The organism is Kitasatospora sp. NPDC024654 (genome assembly GCF_055559155.1).
The window spans coordinates 139,406-159,997 of the sequence record NZ_JBVHLF010000006.1; the positions used below are offsets into that span (position 1 = coordinate 139,406).

Below are 20,592 nucleotides of genomic sequence, written 5' to 3' on the forward strand. Positions count from 1 at the left end.
TTGGTCTTCAACGTCGGTAGGTGGGTCGAGCGGACCGCCCCCGAAGCTGGAGGAGCGGGCGGCGCCGGGGTGACGTCCTCCGGAAACGCGACGGCCCCGGGCTGGGTCCCCCACCCCGGGGCCGTCCGGCTCACCGCCGGCTCAGAAGAGCTTCAGCTTGTCGTCGTCGATGCCGCGGAGCTCGTCGTAGTCCAGCACCACGCAGTCGATGCCGCGGTCGGTGGCCAGCACGCGGGCCTGGGGCTTGATCTCCTGGGCCGCGAAGACGCCCTTCACCGGGGCCAGCAGCGGGTCGCGGTTGAGCAGTTCGAGGTAGCGGGTGAGCTGCTCGACGCCGTCGATCTCGCCGCGGCGTTTGATCTCGATCGCGACCGTGCCGCCCTCGGCGTCGCGGCAGAGGATGTCCACCGGGCCGATCGCGGTCGGGTACTCGCGGCGGACCAGCGACCAGCCGGCGCCCAGCACCTCCATCCGGTCGGCGAGCAGCTCCTGGAGGTGGGCCTCCACGCCGTCCTTGATCAGCCCGGGGTCCACGCCCAGCTCGTGCGAGGAGTCGTGCAGCACTTCTTCCAGCGTGATGATCAGCTTCTCGCCGGCCTTGTTCTCCACCGTCCACGAGCCCTCGGCTTCCTTGAGGCTGCACGGCGGCGACATCCAGTTGAGCGGCTTGTAGGCACGGTCGTCGGCGTGGATGCTGACGCTGCCGTCGGCCTTCACCAGGATCAGGCGGGTGGCGGACGGCAGGTGGGCGGAGAGCCGACCGGCGTAGTCGACTGAGCAACGGGCGATCACGAGACGCATGAGGGCAAGCCTAGGCGCTCCGGGGACCACTCCGGGCCCGGTCGCCTTGGGTGACCGGCGCTCGACGTTGTGGCCCGCGCGGCGCACGGGGGCGGGGCGAGCGTCGGTGGGATTCCCGGTCCCTGGGCCTGGCCCGGCAAGACTGACGGCTGCCGTCGGGGGCCGCGCGGGGCCATTTGATGCGAGTCGGAACCAGGGGCATGCCGGGTCGTTCCAGGGGGCGAACCATGGGGAGGCGGGAGCGCGATGCTCCAGAAGTCTGGCGCGTGCGCGCACGGACAGCTACGTTGGGTGACGGCTTCTGGCCATCCACGTAAGCCAACGGGGATGGAGGAGCTGAGATGAACAGTTCGACGAGTTCCGGCCATTCTGGCCGTAGTGCTGGTGAATTCGACGGAAATAGCAGCATTTGCCAGCCTGGCTGAGCCGAGGCTGACACCCTGGTCCAAGCGGCGCCCGCCCCAGCCAGGGCGCCGTTCGCGACGCAGGTGCCGCGCGGTGGCCGGCCACCGCCGTACGACACCCGCGTCCCCCTGCCGGGACCGACCGGCACGGCCCTGGCCCGCGTTCGGGCAGCGCCACCAGGCCTGTGCCGGCCCGTTCCGGCAGGAACCTCCTGAGTACGACACGGCACCATCCGCACCAACGCAAGACCACCCGTGCGCAGCGTACGGGTGGACCGCGAGAGGAGAACCCATGTCGCTCGACGTCTCACCGGCTCTTCTGGAGAAGGCCGAGCGAGGCGAGGTCGACGAGCGGGAGTTCGTCGACTGCGTCCGTACGTCCCTGCCTTACGCCTGGGACCTGATCAGCTCGTTGGTGGTCCAGATGGGGGTCGACGGCACCGGCTTCGCCGACAACCACGTGCCGCCGCCCAGCGAGCAGGCCCGCGGTCAGCTGCTGCGCGCCATGGCGAGCGACGCGATCCGTGGTGCCCTGCAGCGCCACTTCGGGGTCCGGCTGGCTTTCCAGAACTGTCACCGGGTGGCGGTCTTCGCCCCGGCCGAGGACGCCGAGGAGCGCTACCGGCGCTTCACGTCCGTCCGTGCCCAACTGCTGAACCAGTCGCCGGAACTGCGCGACTGTTGAGCCGTCGTCGAGGCCGGCCCCGCGGGTCGGCGCGGGACCGGCCACGACGACGGAACGGCGGCCGGAACGCCGGAGAGGGCGCGACGCGCGGTGCGGCCGGTCAACTCAGCTGCGGCAGCACCTCGGTGCCGAGCCGGGTCAGGTTGTGCAGGGTTGCCTCGCGGTCGCCGGAGCCCTCGGCGAGCAGCGCGAACCGGCGGATCCCGGTGCGCTCGGCGGTGGCCAACAGCCGGTCGGCGCACTGTCGCGGAGTGCCCACCGCATGCAGATCGCACAGGAGTTCGGTGTAGGCATAGGGGTCGCGCATCTTGCGCTCCCGGCCGTCCACCGTGCGGTGCGCCCCGAGCCCGTACTCGAACCAGCCGGGCATCGCGCTCATCAGCACCGCCCGGGCGGCCGGTCCGCGGTCGGCGACCTGGGCCACCCCGGCGGCCACGTGCTCCCGCTCCACCCGGGCCAACTGGTCCTCGCCGCGCCCGCACTCGCGCCAGGCGGCCCGGTAGGCGGCCAACATCTGCTGCTTGTCCTCGTCGCCGGAGTGCATCCCGAGCAGCATCGGCAGCCCGCGCTCGGCGGCCAGCCGGACGCTGCCCGGCGAGGTGCAGGCGACCACCACCGGCGGCCCCGCGGCCGCGGCCGACCCGCCGCCGAGCTCCCGCTGCGGCTCGGTCCGCTGCCGGGGGAAGCGCAGCGCCGCCCGGTCGTGCGCCAGGCCCAGCCAGTCGCCGAGTTCGGGGCTCCTGAGCCGGGCCGGCTCGCTGGCCCGGGGGACCACCGCGACCTCGGGGAAGTTGAACTGCGGGCCGTCCGCGCGCACCCTGCTGCCGCGCAGCCAGCGCAGCAGCAGGTCCAGCCGCTCGGCGAAGCCCTCCTCGAACGCGGTCACCCCGCCGCCGAAGACCGCCAGGTCGATCCACGGCCCGCCGCGGCCCACCCCGAGGGTGAACCGGCCGCCGGAGGTGAGGTGCAGCAGGGCCGCCTGCTCGCCGAGCGCCACCGGGTGACTGGTCGACAGCACGCTGACCGCCGTGCCGAGCTGGATCCGCCGGGTGCGGCCGAGCAGCAGGGCGGCCAGGGTGGCCGCGTTCGGGCAGACCCCGTACGGCACGAAGTGGTGCTCGGCCAGCCAGACCGCGTCCAGCCCGGCCCGCTCGGCGGCGATCGTGGCGGCCACCGTGCGCTCCAGCGCCTCGGCGTGGCCCTGCCCGGGGAACTGTGCCGAGAGCAGGAACGCGCCGACCCGGATGGTGTCGCCGGCCACCGGATGGTTGCCGCCGCGCTCGGCGGTCACCGCGCCGAGTGGGCCGGTGGGGGTGGTGTGGCCGACGGAGGTGGCCAGCGTGAGCCGTGGCGGGAGCTCGGACGGGGCGGCGCCGAGGGGCGGCGGGGCAGCGGCGTCGGCGCGGGCGCGGGTGCTGGTCTTGGTCACGGGAAGCCCTTCTGGGGTGCGCGCAGGCCGTCCGAGCCCTGCGGTGTCACCACTGTGAGTAACCCATGTCATGTGCCAATGGCACGCCGATTCACTGATTTCCCAGAAGAACGGGTGGATATCAGCGGAAACACCGCACGGCCCGGGCGGGCCGTGATAGAGAGCTCCGGGAAGTCGGCGGGACGGGATCGACGCTCGGTGCGGCCCTTAACCTGGAGGGCGAACAAGGCCCCCGCCGAGAGGTGAACACCGTGTCTCCCCGTCGCAACCGGATCACTCAGCGGACCGCCGGCAGCGCAGGTCGGGACGGCGAGCCGGCCGCCCCGCCGGGCAGCTCGCTGCGGCGCACCGAGAGCTACCGCGGCGAGGAGTGGGTGGTGCAGACGGTGGCCGGCAGCGCGGGCCGGTACTACCGCTGCCCGGGCTGCGACCAGGAGATCCCGCCCGGGGTGGGCCATGTGGTGGCCTGGCCCTCGTACGGCGCGGGGGTGGACGACCGGCGGCACTGGCACCGGGCGTGCTGGGGCGCGCGCGAGCGGCGCGGTGCGGCGATCCCGCGCGGGCGGAACGCCCCGCGCCACTGAGACAGACCGCCGCCCGCCGCCCGTGCCGCCGGCCGGCCGTCAGGCGTCGCGGCTCTTCAGCACGGCGGCGCCGCCGACCAACGCGGCCAGCGTCCAGGCCGCGCAGATGACCAGGCCGGCCACCCAGCCGTACGGCTCGTTCGGCGGTGGGACCACGGTCAGCATCTGCCGGCCCGCGTAGTCCGGGAAGTAGTGCGCCACCGCCTTGACCTTGGGCACCGCCGAGAGGATCGGCGAGAGCAGGAAGAAGAACGGCACCAGCACGCCGAGCGCCAGCGTCTGGTTGCGCAGCATCGCGGTCACCCCGGCGGCGAAGAGGCAGAGCAGGGTCAGGTAGACCGCCGCGCCGAGCACCGCCCGCAGCACCCCGGGGGAGCCGAGCGTGGTGTGGTGGTCGCCGAGCAGCGCCTGGCCGAGGAAGAAGGCCACGAACGCGGTCAGCACCGACACCAGCAGCGCCAGTGAGCCGACCACCACGGCCTTGCCGCTCAGCAGGGTGCCGCGCTGCGGCACGGCGGCGAGCGAGGCGCGGATCATCCCGCTGCTGTACTCGTTGCCGACCGCCAGCACGCCGAAGACGATCATCGCGATCTCGCCCAGCATGATCCCGGCGAAGCTGGTCGCGGTCGGGTCGAACGGGTTGCCCGAATTGCGGTTGAAGTCGGTGAAGTTGTTCTTGGTGAGCAGCGAGATCAGCGCGCCGAGGCCGACCGTCACCACGAAGGTGAGCAGCAGCGTCACGACGGTGGACCGGACGCTGCGGATCTTGGTCCACTCGGAGCGCAGGATCGCGGGGAAGGAGCCCATCTCAGTTCGCACCCTTCTGCTGCTTCTTCTGCCGCCGGCCGGCGGGCGGTTGCCAGCTCGCGCCCCAGGCGGCGGGCGCGCCGACGCCGGCCGGGGCGGTGTTGCCGTTGGCGTGCGGCACGCCGCCCGCGTGGTACTCCACCGAGTCCGCGGTCATCCGCATGAACGCCTCCTCCAGCGAGGCGCGTTGCCGGCTCAGCTCGTGCAGCGCGATGCCGTGCGCGGCGGCCAGGTCGCCGAGCACCGCCGGATCGCCGTTGACCACCTCGAACGAGCCGTCCGGCCCGGGCTCGACCGGAATCGACCGGCCGGCCAGCGCGTCCAGCAGCTGCTCCGGCTGCGGGGTGCGCAGCCGCACCGCCGAACGGGAGTTGCGCTCGATGAAGGCGGCCATCGGCAGGTCGGCGAGGAGTCTGCCGCGGCCGATCACCACCAGGTGGTCGGCGGTCACCGCCATCTCGCTCATCAGGTGCGAGGAGACGAAGACCGTCCGGCCCTCGGCGGCCAGCCGCTTCATCAGGTTCCGGATCCACCGGATGCCCTCGGGGTCGAGCCCGTTGACCGGCTCGTCGAACATCACGATCCGCGGGTCGCCGAGCAGCGCCGAGGCGATGCCCAGGCGCTGGCCCATGCCCAGCGAGAACCCGCGCGAGCGCTTGCGGGCCACCTCGGTGAGGCCGACCAGGGCGAGCATCTCGTCCACCCGGCGGGTCGGGATCCGGTTGCTCTGGGCCAGCCAGAGCAGGTGGTCGTAGGCGGTCCGACCGGGGTGCACCGCCTTGGCCTCCAGCAGCGCGCCGATGTACTTCAGCGGCTCGCTGAGCTGGCCGTAGTGCTTGCCGTCGATGGTCACCCGGCCGCTGGTGGGTCGGTCCAGGTCGAGGATCAACCGCATGGTGGTGGACTTGCCGGCGCCGTTCGGGCCCAGGAAGCCGGTGATCACCCCCTGCCGCACCTGGAAGCTCAGCCCGTCCACCGCCGTCTTGTCGCCGAACCGTTTGGTCAGCTCATGCAGTTCGATCATCGCTGCTCCCTGTCGGACATTCCTCGTCAGGTTATGACAAATCAGACTGCCCGGCCCGTCCGGTGCGGCCCTCGGCGCTGACGCCCTACCGTGGGCGCCATGACCGATCTCTCCGTACTCGAAAACGGGACGGGCACACCGCTGGTCCTCCTTCATGCCTTCCCGCTTTCGGCCCGGATGTGGCAGCGACAGCTGACCGATCTGCCCGGCCCCGACGGCAGCCGGGCTCGGGTGATCGCCCCCGATCTCCCGGGCTTCGGCGGCACCCCGCCGCGCACCGACCCGCCCGCGCTGGAACTGCTGGCCGACGACGTCGCCGGGCTGCTGGACCGGCTGGGGGTGGCCCGCGCGGTGGTCGGTGGGCTCTCGATGGGCGGCTACGTCGCGATGCAGTTCGCCCGGCGCCACCCGCACCGGCTGGCCGGGCTGCTGCTCGCCGACACCAAGGCCGGTGCCGACCCCGCGCCGGCCCGGGCCAACCGGGAGCGGATCGCCGCCGCCGTGCTGGCCCGGGACAGCGTCCGGCTACTGGTCGAGGAGCGGATGGAGGAGACCCTGCTGGCGCCGGGGACGCCGGCCGCGCTGGCCGCCGAGGTGCGCGAGCTGATGGCGACCGCCACGCCGGCCGGGGTGGCCTGGGCGCAGCGCGCGATGGCGGCCCGGACCGAGGCGTTCGACGTGCTGGCCGGGCTGCGGGTGCCGGCGGCGGTGGTGGTCGGCGCCGAGGACGCGCTCTCGCCGCAGTCCGAAGCCGAGGCGATGGCGCAGGCGCTGCCGGACGCCGAGTTGACGCTGATCCCGCTGGCCGGCCACCTGAGCGCGCTGGAGGCGCCGGAGGCGTTCACCGTCGCGGCGCTCGGCCTGCTGCACCGGGTCGAGCGGGCCGGTTCCGGGCCCGCGTGAGCGGACGGCTCGGCCCCCGCCGCAGGTGCGACGGGGGCCGAGCCGGTGGGTACGACGGGCCCGCTGTGAGCGGGGGTCAGCGGGACTGCTGCGCCGGGACGCCCAGGGTGTCGTCGGTCGGCAGCGAGGCGGCGGCGACCGCCGCGCCGGTCAGCGTGGCGAGCATCTCGCGCACGTTGGTCAGCTGGGCGTTGATGCTGTCGCGGCGGTTGGTGAGCGCCGCCAGCTCGCGCTCGGACTCGCTGCGGATCCGGTCGGCCTTGGCGTTGGCGTCGGCCACGATGTCCTCGGACTGGCGCTGGGCCGTCTCCACGGTCTGCCTGGCCCGGCGCTCGGCGTCGGTGCGCAGCTTCTCCGCCTCCAGGCGGAGCTGCTCGGCCCGGTGCTCGATCTCGGCCAGCCGCTTCTCGGCCTTGGCCTGTCGGGCCGCCAGGTCGCGCTCCGACTGCTCGCGGCGCTTGGCCAGGTTGGTCTCGAACTCCAGCGCGGCCTGGGCGGCCTTGGTGCGGGTCTCCTCGAAGAGGGCGTCCGCCTCCTCACGCTTGTTCTGGGCGTCCTTGTTGGCCTCGGCGCGCAGCTGGGCGCTGTCGCTCTTGGCCTTGTCGACGATCCGCAGGCCCTCGTCCTCGGCCTTCGCCTTGCGGTCCTTGGCGTAGTTCTCCGCCTCGGAACGGACCTGCTGGGCGGCCGCCTCGGCCAGCTCGCGGTGCTGCTCGGCGGCCCGGTGGGCCTCCTCACGCAGGTCCTTCGCCTCCTCCTCGGCCAGCCGCAGGATCTTCTCGACCCGCGCACCGAGCCCGGCGTAGGAGGGCTCCGCCTCGGTGACCGCGGCCTGTGCGCTCTGCGTCTCGAGGTGGAGCTCCTCGATCCGCTTCTCCAGCGCGCTGATCCGGGTCAATGCACTGTCACGATCGGCCACCAGCTTGGTGATCCGCTCATCGACCTGGGCGCGCTCGTACCCACGGCGCACCAGGTCGAAGCCGTGAGGGGAGTGACTGTCGCTCATGGGGTTCTGGGCTTCCTGTCGTCAGACCGCTGAGGTGGTTGAGGGAATCCTGACACGTTACCGGAGTGTCGTAGGCAAAAAGCCTAGGGCTGACGGACAATGTCCGCTCAATCGGGTGGTGTCCCCTGGGACCTGCCGCCACCCGATCGGGGGGCGCCCACTCCCGCGCCCGCCTTCGAACCCCCGTTGTTCTTGCCGCCGGAACCGGACGTCTCCCGGGGCTTCGTCTGCTGTACAGGTGACGGTGCCTCGAACGCCTCCAGCGCGGACAGCACGTCCTGTACCCGCGAGATCTCGGTGTTGATGTCCTTACGCCGGCGCACCAGTTCGTCCAGCTCGCGGCGGCCCTCGTCGGTGATCCGCTGGGCCTCCCCGCGGGCCTCGGCGCGCAGCCGCTCGGCCTCCTCCTCGGCCAGCCGCAGCTGCTCGTCGGCGTTCTCGGCCGCGGTCCGCAGCCGCTTGGCGGCCTCCGCCGCGGCGGCCTCGATCTGCTCCTCGGCCTCGTCCCGGGCGGTGGCGAGCCGGGTGGTGGCCTCGCTCTCCAGCCGCTCGGCCTCGGCGGTGGCCTCGGCCAGCCGCTGCTCGGCCTTGGCCGTCGAGTCGGCGAGCTTCTGCTCGGCGCCCTTCAGCAGGCTCTCAGCCTTGCGGACCGCGGAGATCCGGACCTTGCTGGCCTCTGCGGACGCCTCCGAGGTGAGCTCGTTCGCCCGCTCCTCGGCGGCGGCGACCAGCGCGGCGGCGCGTTCCTCGGCCTCGGCGACCGCGGCGACCGCCTGGTCCTCGGCCTCGGTCAGCTGCTCCTGAGCCGCCGTCACCAGGGCGTCCACCCGCTCGCCGGCCGACTTCATGGCCTGCGCGTTCTCCTTGCGGGCCCGCTCGTGCAGCGCCTCGATCTCGGCGTCGGTCCGCTCGCGCAGCTCCTCGGCGCGCTCGCGGATCGCGGTGGCGTCCCGGCGGGCCTCGGAGAGCAGCGCGTCCGCGTCGGCACGGGCCCGCTCGACCTCGGCCTGGCCGGCCGCCTCGCCGGCCGCGACCAGCCGGTCGGCCTCCTTGCGGGCGGCCGCGACCATCGCGTCGGCCTGCTCCTCGGCGGCGGCGGTGGTGGCCAGTGCGGTGCTCTGGGCCTCCTCGCCGAGTGCCTCGGCGTCCGCGAAGGCCTTCTCCAGCACGGACTGGGCCTGCGCGCGGGTCGCCGAGTCGTACTGCTCGGCCTGCGCACGGGTGGCGGTGTCGAAGGACTCCGCGCGGGCCCGAGTGGCGGCGTCGTACTCCTCGGCCAGCGCGCGGGTCGCGGCCGAGAACTCCTCGGCCTCGGTGCGCTGGCGGGCCGCGTACTGCTCGGCCTCGGCCATCGTGAGGGTGGCCAGTTCCTCGGCCTCGGCCAGGGTCCGCTGGGCCTGCGCCTCGGCCTCGGCGCGCTGCTGGGCGGCGTACTCCTCGGCCTGTCGGCGCTCGGCGTTGGCCTCGGTGCGCAGCGCGGCGTCGTACTCCTGCGCCTCGCCGGCCAGCCGGGCCGCCTCGGCCTCGGCCTCGGTGAGCACCCGGGTGCGGTAGGCGTCGGCCTCGGCGCGGACGGCGGCGGCCTGCTCGTCCGCCTCGGAGAGCACCCGGTCCCGGTACGCCTCGGCGTCGCCGACGGTTCGGGCGGCCTCGGCCCCGGCGGCCTCGCGTTCGGCGGTGGCCTCGGCGGCGGTGCGCTCGCGCAGTTCGGCCGTCTCCTGCTCGGCGGCCTCGCGCAGCTGGGCGACCTCGGCAGCCGTACGGGCCGTCAGTTCGGTGGCCTCGGCGGCAGTGCGCTCGCGCAGCTCGGCCGTCTCGCGCTCGGCCAGCTCGCGGGTCTCGGCGGTCTCCCGCTCGGTGCGCTGGATGAGTTCGGCGACCTGCTGGGCGGCCTTCTCGTGCAGCCCGGCCACCGACTGCCGGACCTCGGAGGCCTCGTCCTCGGCGGCGGTGACCAGCTCGGCGGCCCGCGTGGTGGCCGCGGAGGTGGTGCCGGCCGCCTCCAGCCGGGCCTGCTCCAACTCCTCGGCGGCTTGGGCGCGCAGCCGTTCGGCCTCCTGGTCGGCCTCGGCGCGGGTCCCGGCGGCGGTGGCGGTGGCCTCGGCGAGTACCGCCTCGGCGCTCGCGGCCGCCTCGCTCCGGGTGGTCCGGGCGAACTCCTCGGCCTGCGCCAGCTGTTCGGCTGCCTGGGCGCGCAGGGTCTCGGCGGCGGCGCCGGCCTCCGCGCGGACCTGGGCGGCCTCGTCCTCGGCGGCCTCGCGCAGCGCGGCGACCTCGGCGGCAGTGCGGGCGGTGAGTTCGGCCGTCTCGACGGCGGTCCGCTCGCGCAGCTCGGCCGCCTCGGCGGCGGCGCGCCGGGTCAGCTCGGCGGCCTCGTCCTCGGCGGCCTCGCGCAGCGCGGCGACCTCGGCGGCAGTGCGGGCGGTGAGTTCGGCCGTCTCGGCGGCCGTCCGCTCGCGCAGCTCGGCGGCGGCGGCCTGGGCGGCCTCGCGGGCCTCCTGAGCGGCGGCCAGCTGGGCGGCGGTCTCCTCGCGCTCGCGCCGCAGCGTGGCGGCGGCGTCCTCGGCGGCTCGCCGGCTCTCCTCGCGCTGCGCGTCGGCGGTCGCTTCGGCCTCGGCCAGCAGCCGCTCGGCCCGCGTGCGCGCCTCGGCCTCCCGGGCCTCGGCGGCGGCCTGCGCCTCGGCCTGCAGGGCACTCGCCGCGGCCTGCGCCTCGGCCCGCACCCGCTGGTCGAACTCGGCCGCCTCGCGCCGCAGTTCGGCGGTCTCCCGCTCGGCGGCGGTGCGGTTCTCGGCCGCCGCGGCCTTCGCGGCGGCGACGGTGTCCCGGTGCTGCTGCTCGGCGGCCGCGGCCAGCTTGTCGGCCTCGCTGCGCGCCCGGGCCAGCATCTGCTGTGCCCGGGCCTGCATCTGGCCGACCTGCTCCTTGGCCTCGGCCCGCAGCCGCTCGACCTCGGCGCCGGCGCCGGCCCGCAGCTCGTCCGAGTCGGCCTTGGCCTTGGTCAGCAGCTCCTCGGCGGTCTTCGCCGACTCCTCTATCTGGACGACGGCCTGCCGGCGCGCCTCGCCGCGGACCTTCTCCGCCTCGGCGGCGGCGTGCGCCCGCAGTTCCTCCGCCTCGGCGCGCAGCCTGGCGGCCTCGTCCTGCATCTCCTCCATCCGGGCGCGGATCCCGGCGGCGTCGTCCAGCGCGGCGTTCTGCGCCTGCTCGACGGCCTCCTGGGCCTGCACCCGCAGCCGCTCGGCCTCGGCGGCCGCCTCGGTGCGGATCCGCTCGGCCTCGGCGGCGGCCTCGGCGCGGGTCGCCTCGGCGTCCTGGCCCGCCCGGGCCAGCGACTCCTCGGCGCTCTTGGCGGCCTTGGCCAGGTGCACGGCGGCGTCCTTGGCCCCCTCGGCCCGGCCCTGCTCGCGGGCGTCGGCCCGCAGCGCCTCGGCGGCGGCCTCGGCCTGGCCGCGCAGCTCGGCGGCCTCCGCGGTGGCGGCGGCGCGCAGCTCGGCGATCGCGGCCTCGGCCTCGGCGCGCAGTTCGGCGGCCACGCTCTCGGCGGCGCCGCGCAGCCGCTCGCTCTCCTCGGCGGCGGCGGCCTTGGCGGCGTCCGCCTCGGCCTGGGTGTTCCGGGCCCGGGCGAGCAGCTCGGCTGCCTCGGCCCGGATCAACTCGGCCTCCTTGGTGGCCGCGGCCACCATCCGGGCCACCTCGGCCTTGGCGGTCTGCGAGCGCTGCTCGCTGGCCGCCTCCCCGTCGGCGACCCGCTGCTCCGCGAACGCGGCCGCTTCGGCCTGCAACCGCTCGGCGGCCCGGGCGGCCTGCTCGCGCAGCTCCTCGGCGGCCCGGTGGGCCCGCTCGGCCTCGGCCCGGGCGTCCTCGCGCAGTCGTTCGATCTCGGCCTTGGCCTCGGCGGCGTCCGCCTCGGCCTGCCGCTGGGCCTCGGCGGCCTGCCGCTTGAGCTCGGTGATCTCCGCCTCGGCGGCGGCCAGCCGCTGCTCGGCGGCGGCCTGGGCGGCGGCCAGCCGCTGCTCGGCCTCGCTGACGGCGCTGCCGCGCAGCTCCTCGGCCTGCGCGCTGGCCTGCTGGGCCTGCTCGCCGGCGGCCCGTAGCAGTGCCTCGGCGTCGTTCTGGGCGCGCAGCAGGGCGGCCTCGGCGGCGGCCTGGGCCTCGCCGCGGGCGGCGTCCACGTCGGCGGCGGTCTGGGCGCGGGCCTGGTCGGAGAGGGCGGCGGCCTCGGCCCGGGCGGCGGCGATCAGCCGCTCGGCCTCGGCCCGGGACTCCTGGAGCAGGCGCTTGGCCTCCTGCTCGGTACCGGCACGGGTCTGCTCGGCCCAGTTGACGTTCTCGTTGACGTGCCGCTCGGCGTTGCGCCGCAGCTCGGCCAGTTCCTCGTCGAGCCGGCGGCGACGGGCCTGGAACTCGGCCTCGAGCCGGGCGGTGCGCTCGGCGGCCTCGGCCATCAGCCGCTGGGTGGCCGCCTGGGAGTCGCGCAGCTGGCGCTCGGCGTCCGCGCGGAGCTGCTGGGCCTGCATCTCGGCGTTCCGGAGCAGCTGCTCGGCCTGGCCGGAGACGGTATCGAAGGCGCGTGGCTGGGCCAGCTGGCGACGGGATTCGTGCAGCTTGGCCCGGAGCACCTCCACCTGGTAGGCGAGGTCCTCGGCATGCTCGACAGTCTTGTCCCGCTCCTTGCGAAGCCGCTCCATCTCGGCTTCGAACTGGGAGAGGTGATCATCAACCTCGTAGCGGTCGTTGCCCCGCACTCCGCGGTCCCATCCATCTCCTGGTCGCGTCCTCGACCGGCGTGGTCCGGTTCCGGCCTCGGGTTGAGGCGGACCGCGCCGGTCCTTGCATCCGCGGCCGGTGGACGGCCCCGGGATGGGGTCGTCCGCCACGGTCGGGGCCCTGGGCCGGTGGCGCGCGGCACTGACCGCGCTCCGCCGACCGGGTGGACTCCTGGGCGAACTCTTGCCTTGTGGAGAATGGTGACAGATCCGACTCGCGACTGTTCAGCCGTGCCCTGGTTACGGACTCCCCTGCGACCGGGGGTGACCGTCATCGTCGGCTTCCCCGCCCTCGGCTGTGCCTGCCGGGCCGGTCCTCGCGGAGGCCGTCACGCACCTGGGCATTGTAGTGGGCGAGAACGCGGCTGTAACCGCCGAGTCCGGCTCTTCCGCAGGTTACCGGCGGGTTCCGGCCTCGCCCGGGGCGATTCCTCAGTGCTCAGCGGGGTCATCCGCCGAGGTGACCAGCTCGGTCAGCACGCCACCGCAGTCCTTCGGGTGCAGGAAGGTGATCCGCGAGCCCATCGAGCCGCGGCGCGGCTGGTCGTACAGCACCCGGACGCCCTTCTCCCTGATCGCCGCGGCATCCGCGTCGACGTCGGCGGTGCCGAAGGCGATGTGGTGCACGCCCTCGCCGTTCTTGGCCAGCCACTTGGCGACCGTGGAGTCCTCCCGGATCGGCTCCAGCAGCTGGAGGTAGGAGGCGCCGCCGTCCCCGGTGTCGTTGATCTTGAGCATGGCCTCGCGGACGCCCTGCTCCTCGTTCACCTCGGTGTGGAACACTTCGAAGCCGTAGGTGGCACGGTAGAACTCGACCGTCCTGTCGAGGTCGAAGCAGGCGATGCCGATGTGGTCGATCCGGGTCAACACGGAAGCCTCCTAGGGTGAGTGGGCCCAGTGCAGCGCACAACCGGCCCGCCGCGCCACCAGGCCGCGTGCGAGCCTGATCACACCGCCGCTCCGGTGACGCCCGGGTTACGGGTCAGTACATTGAGCAGCATCCCGCTCCCCGGGCCCTGCTGCCGTGCTCGACCGTCCGCAGCGGCTCGCTGGCCACGACGTGCGAAGGGGCTCGTTCCATGCCTACCGCTTCCACCGCTACTACGTCCGTGATCGTCGCGGGCGCCCGGACCCCGATGGGCCGGCTGCTCGGCTCGCTGAAGGGCTTCTCGGGCGCCGAGCTCGGCGCGTTCGCCATCAAGGCCGCACTGGAACGGGCGGGTGTGAGCGGCGAGCAGGTCCAGTACGTGATCATGGGCCAGGTGCTGCAGGCGGGGGCCGGCCAGATCCCGGCCCGGCAGGCCGCGGTCAAGGCCGGCATCCCGATGAACGTGCCGGCGCTGACCATCAACAAGGTCTGCCTCTCCGGCCTGGACGCCATCGCGCTGGCCGACCAGCTGATCCGGGCCGGCGAGTTCGACATCGTGGTGGCCGGCGGCCAGGAGTCGATGACCAACGCCCCGCACCTGCTGCCCAAGTCCCGCGAGGGCTACAAGTACGGCTCGATCGCGATGCTGGACGCGATGGCCCACGACGGCCTGACCGACGCGTACGAGAACATCCCGATGGGCGAGTCCACCGAGAACCACAACGCCCGGCTCGGCATCCCGCGCGAGGCCCAGGACCGGCTGGCCGCGCTCTCCCACCAGCGCGCAGCCGCGGCCCAGAAGAACGGCGTGTTCGACGCCGAGATCGCCCCGGTCGAGATCCCGCAGCGCAAGGGCGACCCGGTGCTGTTCGCCCAGGACGAGGGGATCCGCGGCGAGACCACCGTGGAGACCCTGGCCCGGCTGCGCCCGGCCTTCACCAAGGACGGCACGATCACGGCCGGCACCTCCTCGCAGATCTCCGACGGCGCCGCCGCGGTGGTCGTGATGAGCCGGGCCAAGGCCGAGGAGCTGGGCCTGAGCTGGATCGCCGAGATCGGCGCGCACGGCAACGTGGCCGGCCCGGACAACTCGCTGCAGTCGCAGCCGTCCAACGCGATCAGGCACGCGCTGGCCAAGGAGGGCATCGGCGTCGAGGACCTCGACCTGATCGAGATCAACGAGGCCTTCGCCGCGGTCGCCTACCAGTCGATGAAGGACCTCGGGGTCACCGAGGAGAAGGTCAACGTGAACGGCGGCGCGATCGCGCTCGGCCACCCGATCGGGATGTCCGGCGCCCGGGTCGTGCTGCACCTGGCGCTGGAGCTGCAGCGGCGCGGCGGCGGGGTCGGCGCGGCGGCGCTGTGCGGCGGTGGCGGCCAGGGCGACGCGCTGATCGTCCGGGTGCCCAAGGCCTGACCCGGGCCGGGCCCCACAGAGCGCCACGGCCGGCGCCCCCGCCGGGGGGCACCGGCCCGACCGGAAGAGACGGAACCTCCATGATCGATGTGCCGACGCTGGTCGAGCAGGCCCGCGCCGGGCGCCCGCGCGCGGTGGCCCGGCTGATCTCGCTGGTCGAGAACGACGCTCCGCAGCTGCGCGAGGCGATGGCCGCGCTCGCCCCGCACACCGGGCACGCCTACACGGTCGGGCTGACCGGTTCGCCCGGGGTGGGCAAGTCCACCTCGACCTCGGCACTGGTGGCGGCCTACCGGCGGGCCGGCAAGCGGGTCGCCGTGCTGGCGGTCGACCCGTCCTCGCCGTTCTCCGGCGGCGCGCTGCTGGGCGACCGGGTGCGGATGCAGGACCACGCCACCGATCCGGACGTCTTCATCCGCTCGATGGCCACCCGCGGCCACCTGGGCGGGCTCTCCTGGGCCGCGCCGCAGGCGCTGCGGGTGCTGGACGCGGCGGGCTGCGACGTGATCCTGGTGGAGACGGTCGGGGTCGGGCAGTCCGAGGTCGAGGTGGCCGCGCAGGCCGACACCACGGTGGTGCTGCTGGCCCCCGGGATGGGTGACGGGATCCAGGCCGCCAAGGCCGGGATCCTGGAGATCGGCGACGTCTTCGTGGTCAACAAGGCCGACCGGGACGGCGCGGACGCGACCGCCCGGGAGCTGAGCCACATGCTGGGCCTGGGCGAGGCGCGTGAGCCGGGGGACTGGCGGCCGCCGATCGTCAAGACCGTGGCGGCCCGCGGCGAGGGCGTGGACGAGCTGGTCGAGGCGCTGGAGAAGCACCACGCCTGGCTGGCGGCCGGCGGCGAGTTGACGGCCCGTCGTCGGCGTCGGGCGGCGGCGGAGATCGAGGCGATCGCGCTGGTCGCGCTGCGGGCCAGGATCGGTGACCTGCACGGGGACCGGCACCTGGACGCGTTGGCGGAGAAGGTGGCGGGCGGCGAGCTGGACCCGTACGGCGCGGCGGACCTGCTGGTGGCGGGCCTGACCGACCAGGCGTAGGCCCCCGGGCCTACCCGCGGCCGCGCAGCCCGCGCAGGTGCTCGGCGATCGGGGCCAGCGCCTCGTACATGGCGTCGATCTGGTCGTGGTCGAAGAGGTCGACGAAGTGCGCCCGGACGCTGCGGACGTGGTCCGGCGCGACCTTCCGCAGGGTCTCCCAGCCCTGGTCGGTGAGGTGGGCGTAGAGGCCCCGGCGGTCGCCCGGACACTCCTGACGGAGCACCAGGCCGGCGCTCTCCATCCGGGTGATCTGGTGTGAGAGCCGGCTCTTGGACTGCAGGGTGGCGGCGGCCAGGTCGGTCATCCGCATCCGCCGCTGGGGCGATTCGGAGAGCACGACCAGGATCTCGTAGTCGTTGATCGCCAGGTTGTGCGGCTGGAGTTCGCGGCTGAGCTGGTACTCCAGCAGCTTGCTGACCTCCAGGTGGGCGCGCCACAGCCGCTGCTCCCGGGCGGTCAGCCAGGGGGTGTCGTCGACGGCGGAGCCGTCCGTGGCGGCCTGCTGCTCCGCCGGCCCGGTGGCGTGCGTATCCATACCGACCATGATACGCGAACTAGTTCAACATTCTACTATCTTCCCGAGGTGATCCGCCCGAGGCTCGGATTCACTCGAACGAGTGACATGGATCGGCTCAGCGCGATGCGACCGGCTCGCCGGCGGCCCGCCCGATCTCCAGCAGCGAGGCGGAGTGCCGCGCGGCCTCGAAGGCCACCACGCCGCCGCGCAGCCCGAACAGCCGCTTGGAGACCAGGATCCAGACCACCGCCAGCACGTTGATCAGCAGCGTGACCACCTTGAACGCGGTCACGTGGTGGGTCAGCTCCTCGCCCTCCAGCGGCAGGAAGGCGGCGGTGGCGACCACCGTCAGGTACTCGGCCCAACGTCGGCCCAGCCAGAGTCCGACCCCCTCGACCAGCTCGATCAGCGCGTAGGCCAGCAGCGCCACGGCGACGATCACCAGGGTCTTCTTCTGGTAGCTGAAGGTCTTGCGGATGGTGTCGACCACGGGGGAGTGGTTGAGGTCGTAGTGGAAGTGGTCGGCGACCGGCCTGAAGACCGTCAGGTCCTGGTCGAACAGCCGCTGCACGGCGTCCTGGCTGTTGGAGAACTTCCACACCGCCCAGGCGGCCAGGACGATCAGGATCCCGCGCAGCACCCGCTCGACGGCCAGGAAGCGCAGCACGAACAGGTCGCGCAGCGCCTTGCCGCGCGGGACCAGCGGCGCGTCGGCGGCCGGTCCCGAGCCGTGCGGGGCGCCGAGGGTGAAGTCGCCGCAGCGCAGGCAGCGCCAGGCGTCGCCGTGCGCGGTGGCGGTGTGCAGCCGCTGCCGCGGCTCCGGCTCGGTCGGCGCGTAGGTGGTGTGGCCGCGCCTGGCGCAGGTCCGGCGATCCCAGTCCCGCTTGAACATGGTGGTGCTCCCCCGTGGTTCGTGGCCCGCTCGGGCCGTGCGGGAAGAGGATAGCGAGCCGCTGTTCGAAGGCTGTGATTCCGGCCACCCCACGCCCCCTGGCGTCGGTCCGGTCGAGGTGGCTGGTGATAATGGGCCGACCGGCTTGTGCGCCCGTTCACAAGCCCCCGCCGCCCTGTGAGGTACCCCGTCATGAAGAACAGCGCCGCCCACCGCCTGCGCCTCGTCTCCGGCCCCGAAGGCCTCTCGTTCATACTCCTGCTGATCTGCTCGGTACTGAAGCGCACCACCAGCTTCAACGCGGTCCCGGTCATGGGCATGATCCACGGCATGCTCTTCATCGCGTACGTCGCGTTCTGGGGCCTGGCCTGGCAGAAGCAGGGCTGGACCGGCAAGCGGGCGGCGCTGCTCTTCGTGCTCTCGGTGCTGCCGACCGGCGGGTTCTTCGCCGAGCGGATGCTGGCCAAGGAGGAGCGCGGCGAGGGCGCGCCGGCCGCCGCGGTCAAGGCCGCCGCCTGAGGCGGGTCGCTCCGCGACCGGTCCCATCATGCGGTCGGCCGATCGGGTGAGGGTGCCCCGCCGGTACGGTGAGGAGGTGGCCAAACCCCTCGCTCTCGCCTTCGACCCGATCGCCCGCGCCGACGAGCTGTGGAGCCGCCGCTTCGGCGACGCCCCGGCGATGGCGGCGATCACCTCGGTGATGCGCGCCCACCAGATCCTGCTGGCCCGGGTCGACGCGGTGGTCAAGCCGTACGGGCTGACCTTCGCCCGCTACGAGGCGCTGGTGCTGCTCACCTTCAGCCGGACCGGTGAGCTCTCGCTCTCCAAGATCGGCGAGCGGCTGATGGTCCACCCGACCAGCGTGACCAACACGGTGGACCGGCTGGAGAAGGCCGGCCTGGTCTCCCGGCGGCCCAACCCGCTGGACGGCCGGGGCGTGCTGGCGGCGATCACCGACCGCGGTCGGACGGTGGTCGAGCAGGCCACCCGGGAGCTGATGGCCATCGAGTTCGGCCTGGAGTCCTATGACGCCGAGCAGTGCCGACAGGTGTTCGACCTGCTCAGGCCGCTGCGGGTGGCGGCCGGCGACTTCGCCGCGCCGGAGGAGTAGGCCCCGGTTCGGGGGCCGAGGAACCGCCGGTTACCCTCGGGTGAGCGGTACGCGGATCCGGACGTACCGGACGATCTTGCCAAGCGAGGCGACCACCTATGAAGCCCACCCCCCTGCTGGCCTGGTACCGCGCCCTGGCCATCGCGACCGGCTGCGCGCTGCTGATCTTCTGCTGCTTCATCATCGCGAAGTACGGCTTCGACACCGGTGCGCAGGCCACCATGTACGTCGCGATGCTGCACGGCTACCTGTACCTGGCCTACTTCGTGGTGACCTTCATGCTCGGCCAGAAGCTCAAGTGGCCGATGGGCCGGATGCTCTTCACGCTGGCGGCCGGCTGCATCCCGTTCGCCTCGTTCTTCGCCGAGCGCCGGTTGATGCGCGACGTGGCCGCCGCCAAGGCTCCGGCGCCCGTCGAGCAGCCGGTCGGCGCCTGATCCCACGAACCGCTGCCGGCGGAATGGCGGCCCGCGCCCTGCGACGCAGGCGCGGGCCGTCGGCGTTTTGCGGGCATTGCTCATCGACAAGTAGTTGGACGTCCGAGTAAATTATTAGGACGTCCTACCATCGACCGGGAGCGGGGCTCATGGACGCCGAGGAGATCGAGCGCGGCAGGCAGCGCTGGCAGCAGCGGTACGACAGCGCCCGCAAGCGCGACGCGGACTTCACCACGCTCTCGGGCGATCAGGTGGAGCCCGTCTACGGCCCGCCGGCCGGGCAGCCGTACGAGGGGTTCGAGCGGATCGGCTGGCCGGGCGAGTACCCGTTCACCCGTGGTCTGCACCCGACCGGCTACCGGGGGCGGACCTGGACCATCCGCCAGTTCGCCGGCTTCGGCAACGCCCGGCAGACCAACGAGCGTTACAAGATGATCCTGGCGGCGGGCGGCGGCGGCCTCTCGGTCGCCTTCGACATGCCCACCCTGATGGGGTACGACTCGGACGACGCCCGCTCGCTCGGCGAGGTCGGCCACTGTGGCGTGGCGATCGACTCGGCCGCCGACATGGAGGTGCTGTTCGACTCCATCCCGCTGGGCGACGTCACCACCTCGATGACGATCAGCGGCCCGGCCGTCCCGATCTTCTGCATGTACCTGGTGGCCGCCGAGCGGCAGGGCGTCGATCCGGCGGTGCTCAACGGCACGCTGCAGACCGACATCTTCAAGGAGTACATCGCGCAGAAGGAGTGGCTCTTCGCCCCCGAGCCGCACCTGCGCCTGATCGGCGACCTGATGGCGCACTGTGCCGAGGGGATCCCGGCGTACAAGCCGCTCTCGGTCTCCGGCTACCACATCCGGGAGGCCGGCGCGACGGCCGCGCAGGAGCTCGCCTACACCCTCGCCGACGGCTTCGCCTACGTCGAGCTGGGCCTCTCCCGCGGCCTGGACGTGGACGTCTTCGCGCCCGGCCTGTCCTTCTTCTTCGACGCCCACCTGGACTTCTTCGAGGAGATCGCCAAGTTCCGCGCGGCGCGCCGGATCTGGGCGCGCTGGATGCGCGAGGCGTACGGCGCGAAGACCGACAAGGCGCAGTGGCTGCGCTTCCACACCCAGACCGCCGGTGTCTCGCTGACCGCCCAGCAGCCCTACAACAACGTGGTCCGCACCGCCGTGGAGGCGCTCTCGGCGGTGCTCGGCGGCACCAACTCGCTGCACACCAACGCCCTGGACGAGACCCTGGCGCTGCCGTCCGAGCAGGCCGCGGAGATCGCGCTGCGCACCCAGCAGGTGCTGATGGAGGAGACCGGGGTGGCCAACGTGGCCGACCCGCTGGGCGGTTCGTGGTACGTCGAGGCGCTGACCGACCGGATCGAGCAGCAGGCGGAGAGCATCTTCGCCCGGATCCTGGCCAAGGGCTCGGCCGACCACCCGATCGGCCCGATGACCGCCGGCATCCTGCGCGGGATCGAGGAGGGCTGGTTCATGAGCGAGATCGCCGAGGCCGCCTTCGCGTACCAACAGGGTGTGGAGAAGGGCGACAAGCGGGTGGTCGGCGTCAACTGTCACCCGGGCACGGTCACCAAGGAGCTGGAGATCCTCCGGGTCAGCCACGAGGTGGAGCGCGAGCAGGTCCGGGTGCTGCGCGAGCGCAAGGCACGGCGCGACGAGGTGGCCGTCAAGGCCGGGCTGGACGCGATGCTGGCGGCGGCCCGGAGCGGCGAGAACATGATCCCGCCGATGCTGCGGGCGGTGCGGGCCGAGGCGACGCTGGGCGAGATCTGCAACGCGCTGCGTGCGGAGTGGGGTGTCTACCGGGAGCCGGCGGGTTTCTGATCCTCCCGAACCCGGGCGCTGGAAGTCGACCTGCTGGGATCCCCGAGCCCCGGGGTTGAACAA

General features: G+C 73.4%; 18 protein-coding genes. 9 read left to right on the forward strand and 9 right to left on the reverse strand.

Annotated features, from left to right (window positions below):
- Positions 1-141 precede the first annotated feature (141 nt).
- Positions 142-801 (reverse strand): endonuclease NucS, encoded by a 660-nt coding sequence (nucS, locus tag ACZ38L_RS05970; protein ID WP_396557560.1) that lies wholly within the window; start codon positions 799-801, stop codon positions 142-144.
- A gap of 696 nt (positions 802-1,497) precedes the next feature.
- On the opposite strand from nucS, the gene ACZ38L_RS05975 reads away from it, so the two are divergent.
- Positions 1,498-1,890, forward strand: coding sequence for an SCO5389 family protein (locus ACZ38L_RS05975; RefSeq protein WP_465689627.1), 393 nt, complete (start codon positions 1,498-1,500; stop codon positions 1,888-1,890).
- A gap of 100 nt (positions 1,891-1,990) precedes the next feature.
- On the opposite strand, the gene ACZ38L_RS05980 is transcribed toward ACZ38L_RS05975, so the two are convergent.
- Positions 1,991-3,136: an LLM class flavin-dependent oxidoreductase gene (locus tag ACZ38L_RS05980; RefSeq protein ID WP_465689709.1), complete on the reverse strand. Its 1,146-nt coding sequence runs from the start codon at positions 3,134-3,136 to the stop codon at positions 1,991-1,993.
- A gap of 434 nt (positions 3,137-3,570) precedes the next feature.
- Here ACZ38L_RS05980 and ACZ38L_RS05985 point away from each other — a divergent pair, with 434 nt between their 5' ends.
- Positions 3,571-3,903 (forward strand): ATP/GTP-binding protein, encoded by a 333-nt coding sequence (locus tag ACZ38L_RS05985; RefSeq protein ID WP_465689629.1) that lies wholly within the window; start codon positions 3,571-3,573, stop codon positions 3,901-3,903.
- A 39-nt stretch (positions 3,904-3,942) separates the two neighbouring features.
- On the opposite strand, the gene ACZ38L_RS05990 is transcribed toward ACZ38L_RS05985, so the two are convergent.
- Together ACZ38L_RS05990 and ACZ38L_RS05995 are read right to left on the reverse strand one after the other, a co-directional pair.
- Complete coding sequence (locus tag ACZ38L_RS05990; protein ID WP_465689711.1) at positions 3,943-4,710, reverse strand: ABC transporter permease; 768 nt, start codon at positions 4,708-4,710, stop codon at positions 3,943-3,945.
- A gap of 1 nt (position 4,711) precedes the next feature.
- The gene (locus tag ACZ38L_RS05995; RefSeq protein WP_465689631.1) at positions 4,712-5,734 is read right to left on the reverse strand and encodes an ABC transporter ATP-binding protein; all 1,023 of its coding nucleotides are present in this window, start codon (positions 5,732-5,734) and stop codon (positions 4,712-4,714) included.
- A 99-nt stretch (positions 5,735-5,833) separates the two neighbouring features.
- Between ACZ38L_RS05995 and ACZ38L_RS06000 the strand changes: the two genes are divergently transcribed.
- On the forward strand, positions 5,834-6,637 hold the full coding sequence (locus tag ACZ38L_RS06000; RefSeq protein WP_465689633.1) for an alpha/beta fold hydrolase: 804 nt from the start codon (positions 5,834-5,836) through the stop codon (positions 6,635-6,637).
- A 76-nt stretch (positions 6,638-6,713) separates the two neighbouring features.
- Here ACZ38L_RS06000 and ACZ38L_RS06005 read toward each other — a convergent pair whose 3' ends face one another.
- The 3 genes from ACZ38L_RS06005 to mce form a co-directional block, all read right to left on the reverse strand.
- The gene (locus ACZ38L_RS06005) at positions 6,714-7,643 is read right to left on the reverse strand and encodes a cellulose-binding protein (protein WP_465689635.1); all 930 of its coding nucleotides are present in this window, start codon (positions 7,641-7,643) and stop codon (positions 6,714-6,716) included.
- A 107-nt stretch (positions 7,644-7,750) separates the two neighbouring features.
- A complete protein-coding gene (locus ACZ38L_RS06010; RefSeq protein ID WP_465689637.1) occupies positions 7,751-12,391 on the reverse strand; it encodes a hypothetical protein in 4,641 nt (1,546 codons plus the stop codon).
- Positions 12,392-12,844: 453 nt separating this feature from the next.
- Positions 12,845-13,282 (reverse strand): methylmalonyl-CoA epimerase, encoded by a 438-nt coding sequence (gene mce / locus ACZ38L_RS06015; protein ID WP_396557546.1) that lies wholly within the window; start codon positions 13,280-13,282, stop codon positions 12,845-12,847.
- Between the two features lie 209 nt (positions 13,283-13,491).
- Here mce and ACZ38L_RS06020 point away from each other — a divergent pair, with 209 nt between their 5' ends.
- Entirely contained in the window at positions 13,492-14,697 is a 1,206-nt protein-coding gene (locus tag ACZ38L_RS06020) for an acetyl-CoA C-acetyltransferase (RefSeq protein WP_465689640.1), read from the forward strand.
- 80 nt (positions 14,698-14,777) lie between these two features.
- Entirely contained in the window at positions 14,778-15,737 is a 960-nt protein-coding gene (gene meaB, locus ACZ38L_RS06025; protein ID WP_465689642.1) for a methylmalonyl Co-A mutase-associated GTPase MeaB, read from the forward strand.
- 10 nt (positions 15,738-15,747) lie between these two features.
- Here the strand turns inward: meaB and ACZ38L_RS06030 are convergent, their stop codons facing one another.
- Positions 15,748-16,272, reverse strand: coding sequence for a MarR family winged helix-turn-helix transcriptional regulator (locus ACZ38L_RS06030; protein ID WP_465689644.1), 525 nt, complete (start codon positions 16,270-16,272; stop codon positions 15,748-15,750).
- Positions 16,273-16,369: 97 nt separating this feature from the next.
- Positions 16,370-17,146 (reverse strand): DUF2127 domain-containing protein, encoded by a 777-nt coding sequence (locus ACZ38L_RS06035; protein WP_465689645.1) that lies wholly within the window; start codon positions 17,144-17,146, stop codon positions 16,370-16,372.
- 192 nt (positions 17,147-17,338) lie between these two features.
- Between ACZ38L_RS06035 and ACZ38L_RS06040 the strand changes: the two genes are divergently transcribed.
- From ACZ38L_RS06040 to ACZ38L_RS06055, 4 genes are all read left to right on the forward strand, one after another.
- Entirely contained in the window at positions 17,339-17,665 is a 327-nt protein-coding gene (locus ACZ38L_RS06040; RefSeq protein ID WP_465689647.1) for a DUF3817 domain-containing protein, read from the forward strand.
- A gap of 76 nt (positions 17,666-17,741) precedes the next feature.
- The gene (locus ACZ38L_RS06045; protein WP_396557534.1) at positions 17,742-18,257 is read left to right on the forward strand and encodes a MarR family winged helix-turn-helix transcriptional regulator; all 516 of its coding nucleotides are present in this window, start codon (positions 17,742-17,744) and stop codon (positions 18,255-18,257) included.
- Between the two features lie 98 nt (positions 18,258-18,355).
- Positions 18,356-18,694: a DUF3817 domain-containing protein gene (locus ACZ38L_RS06050; RefSeq protein WP_465689649.1), complete on the forward strand. Its 339-nt coding sequence runs from the start codon at positions 18,356-18,358 to the stop codon at positions 18,692-18,694.
- Between the two features lie 149 nt (positions 18,695-18,843).
- Positions 18,844-20,529: a methylmalonyl-CoA mutase gene (locus tag ACZ38L_RS06055; protein WP_396557530.1), complete on the forward strand. Its 1,686-nt coding sequence runs from the start codon at positions 18,844-18,846 to the stop codon at positions 20,527-20,529.
- Positions 20,530-20,592 lie beyond the last annotated feature (63 nt).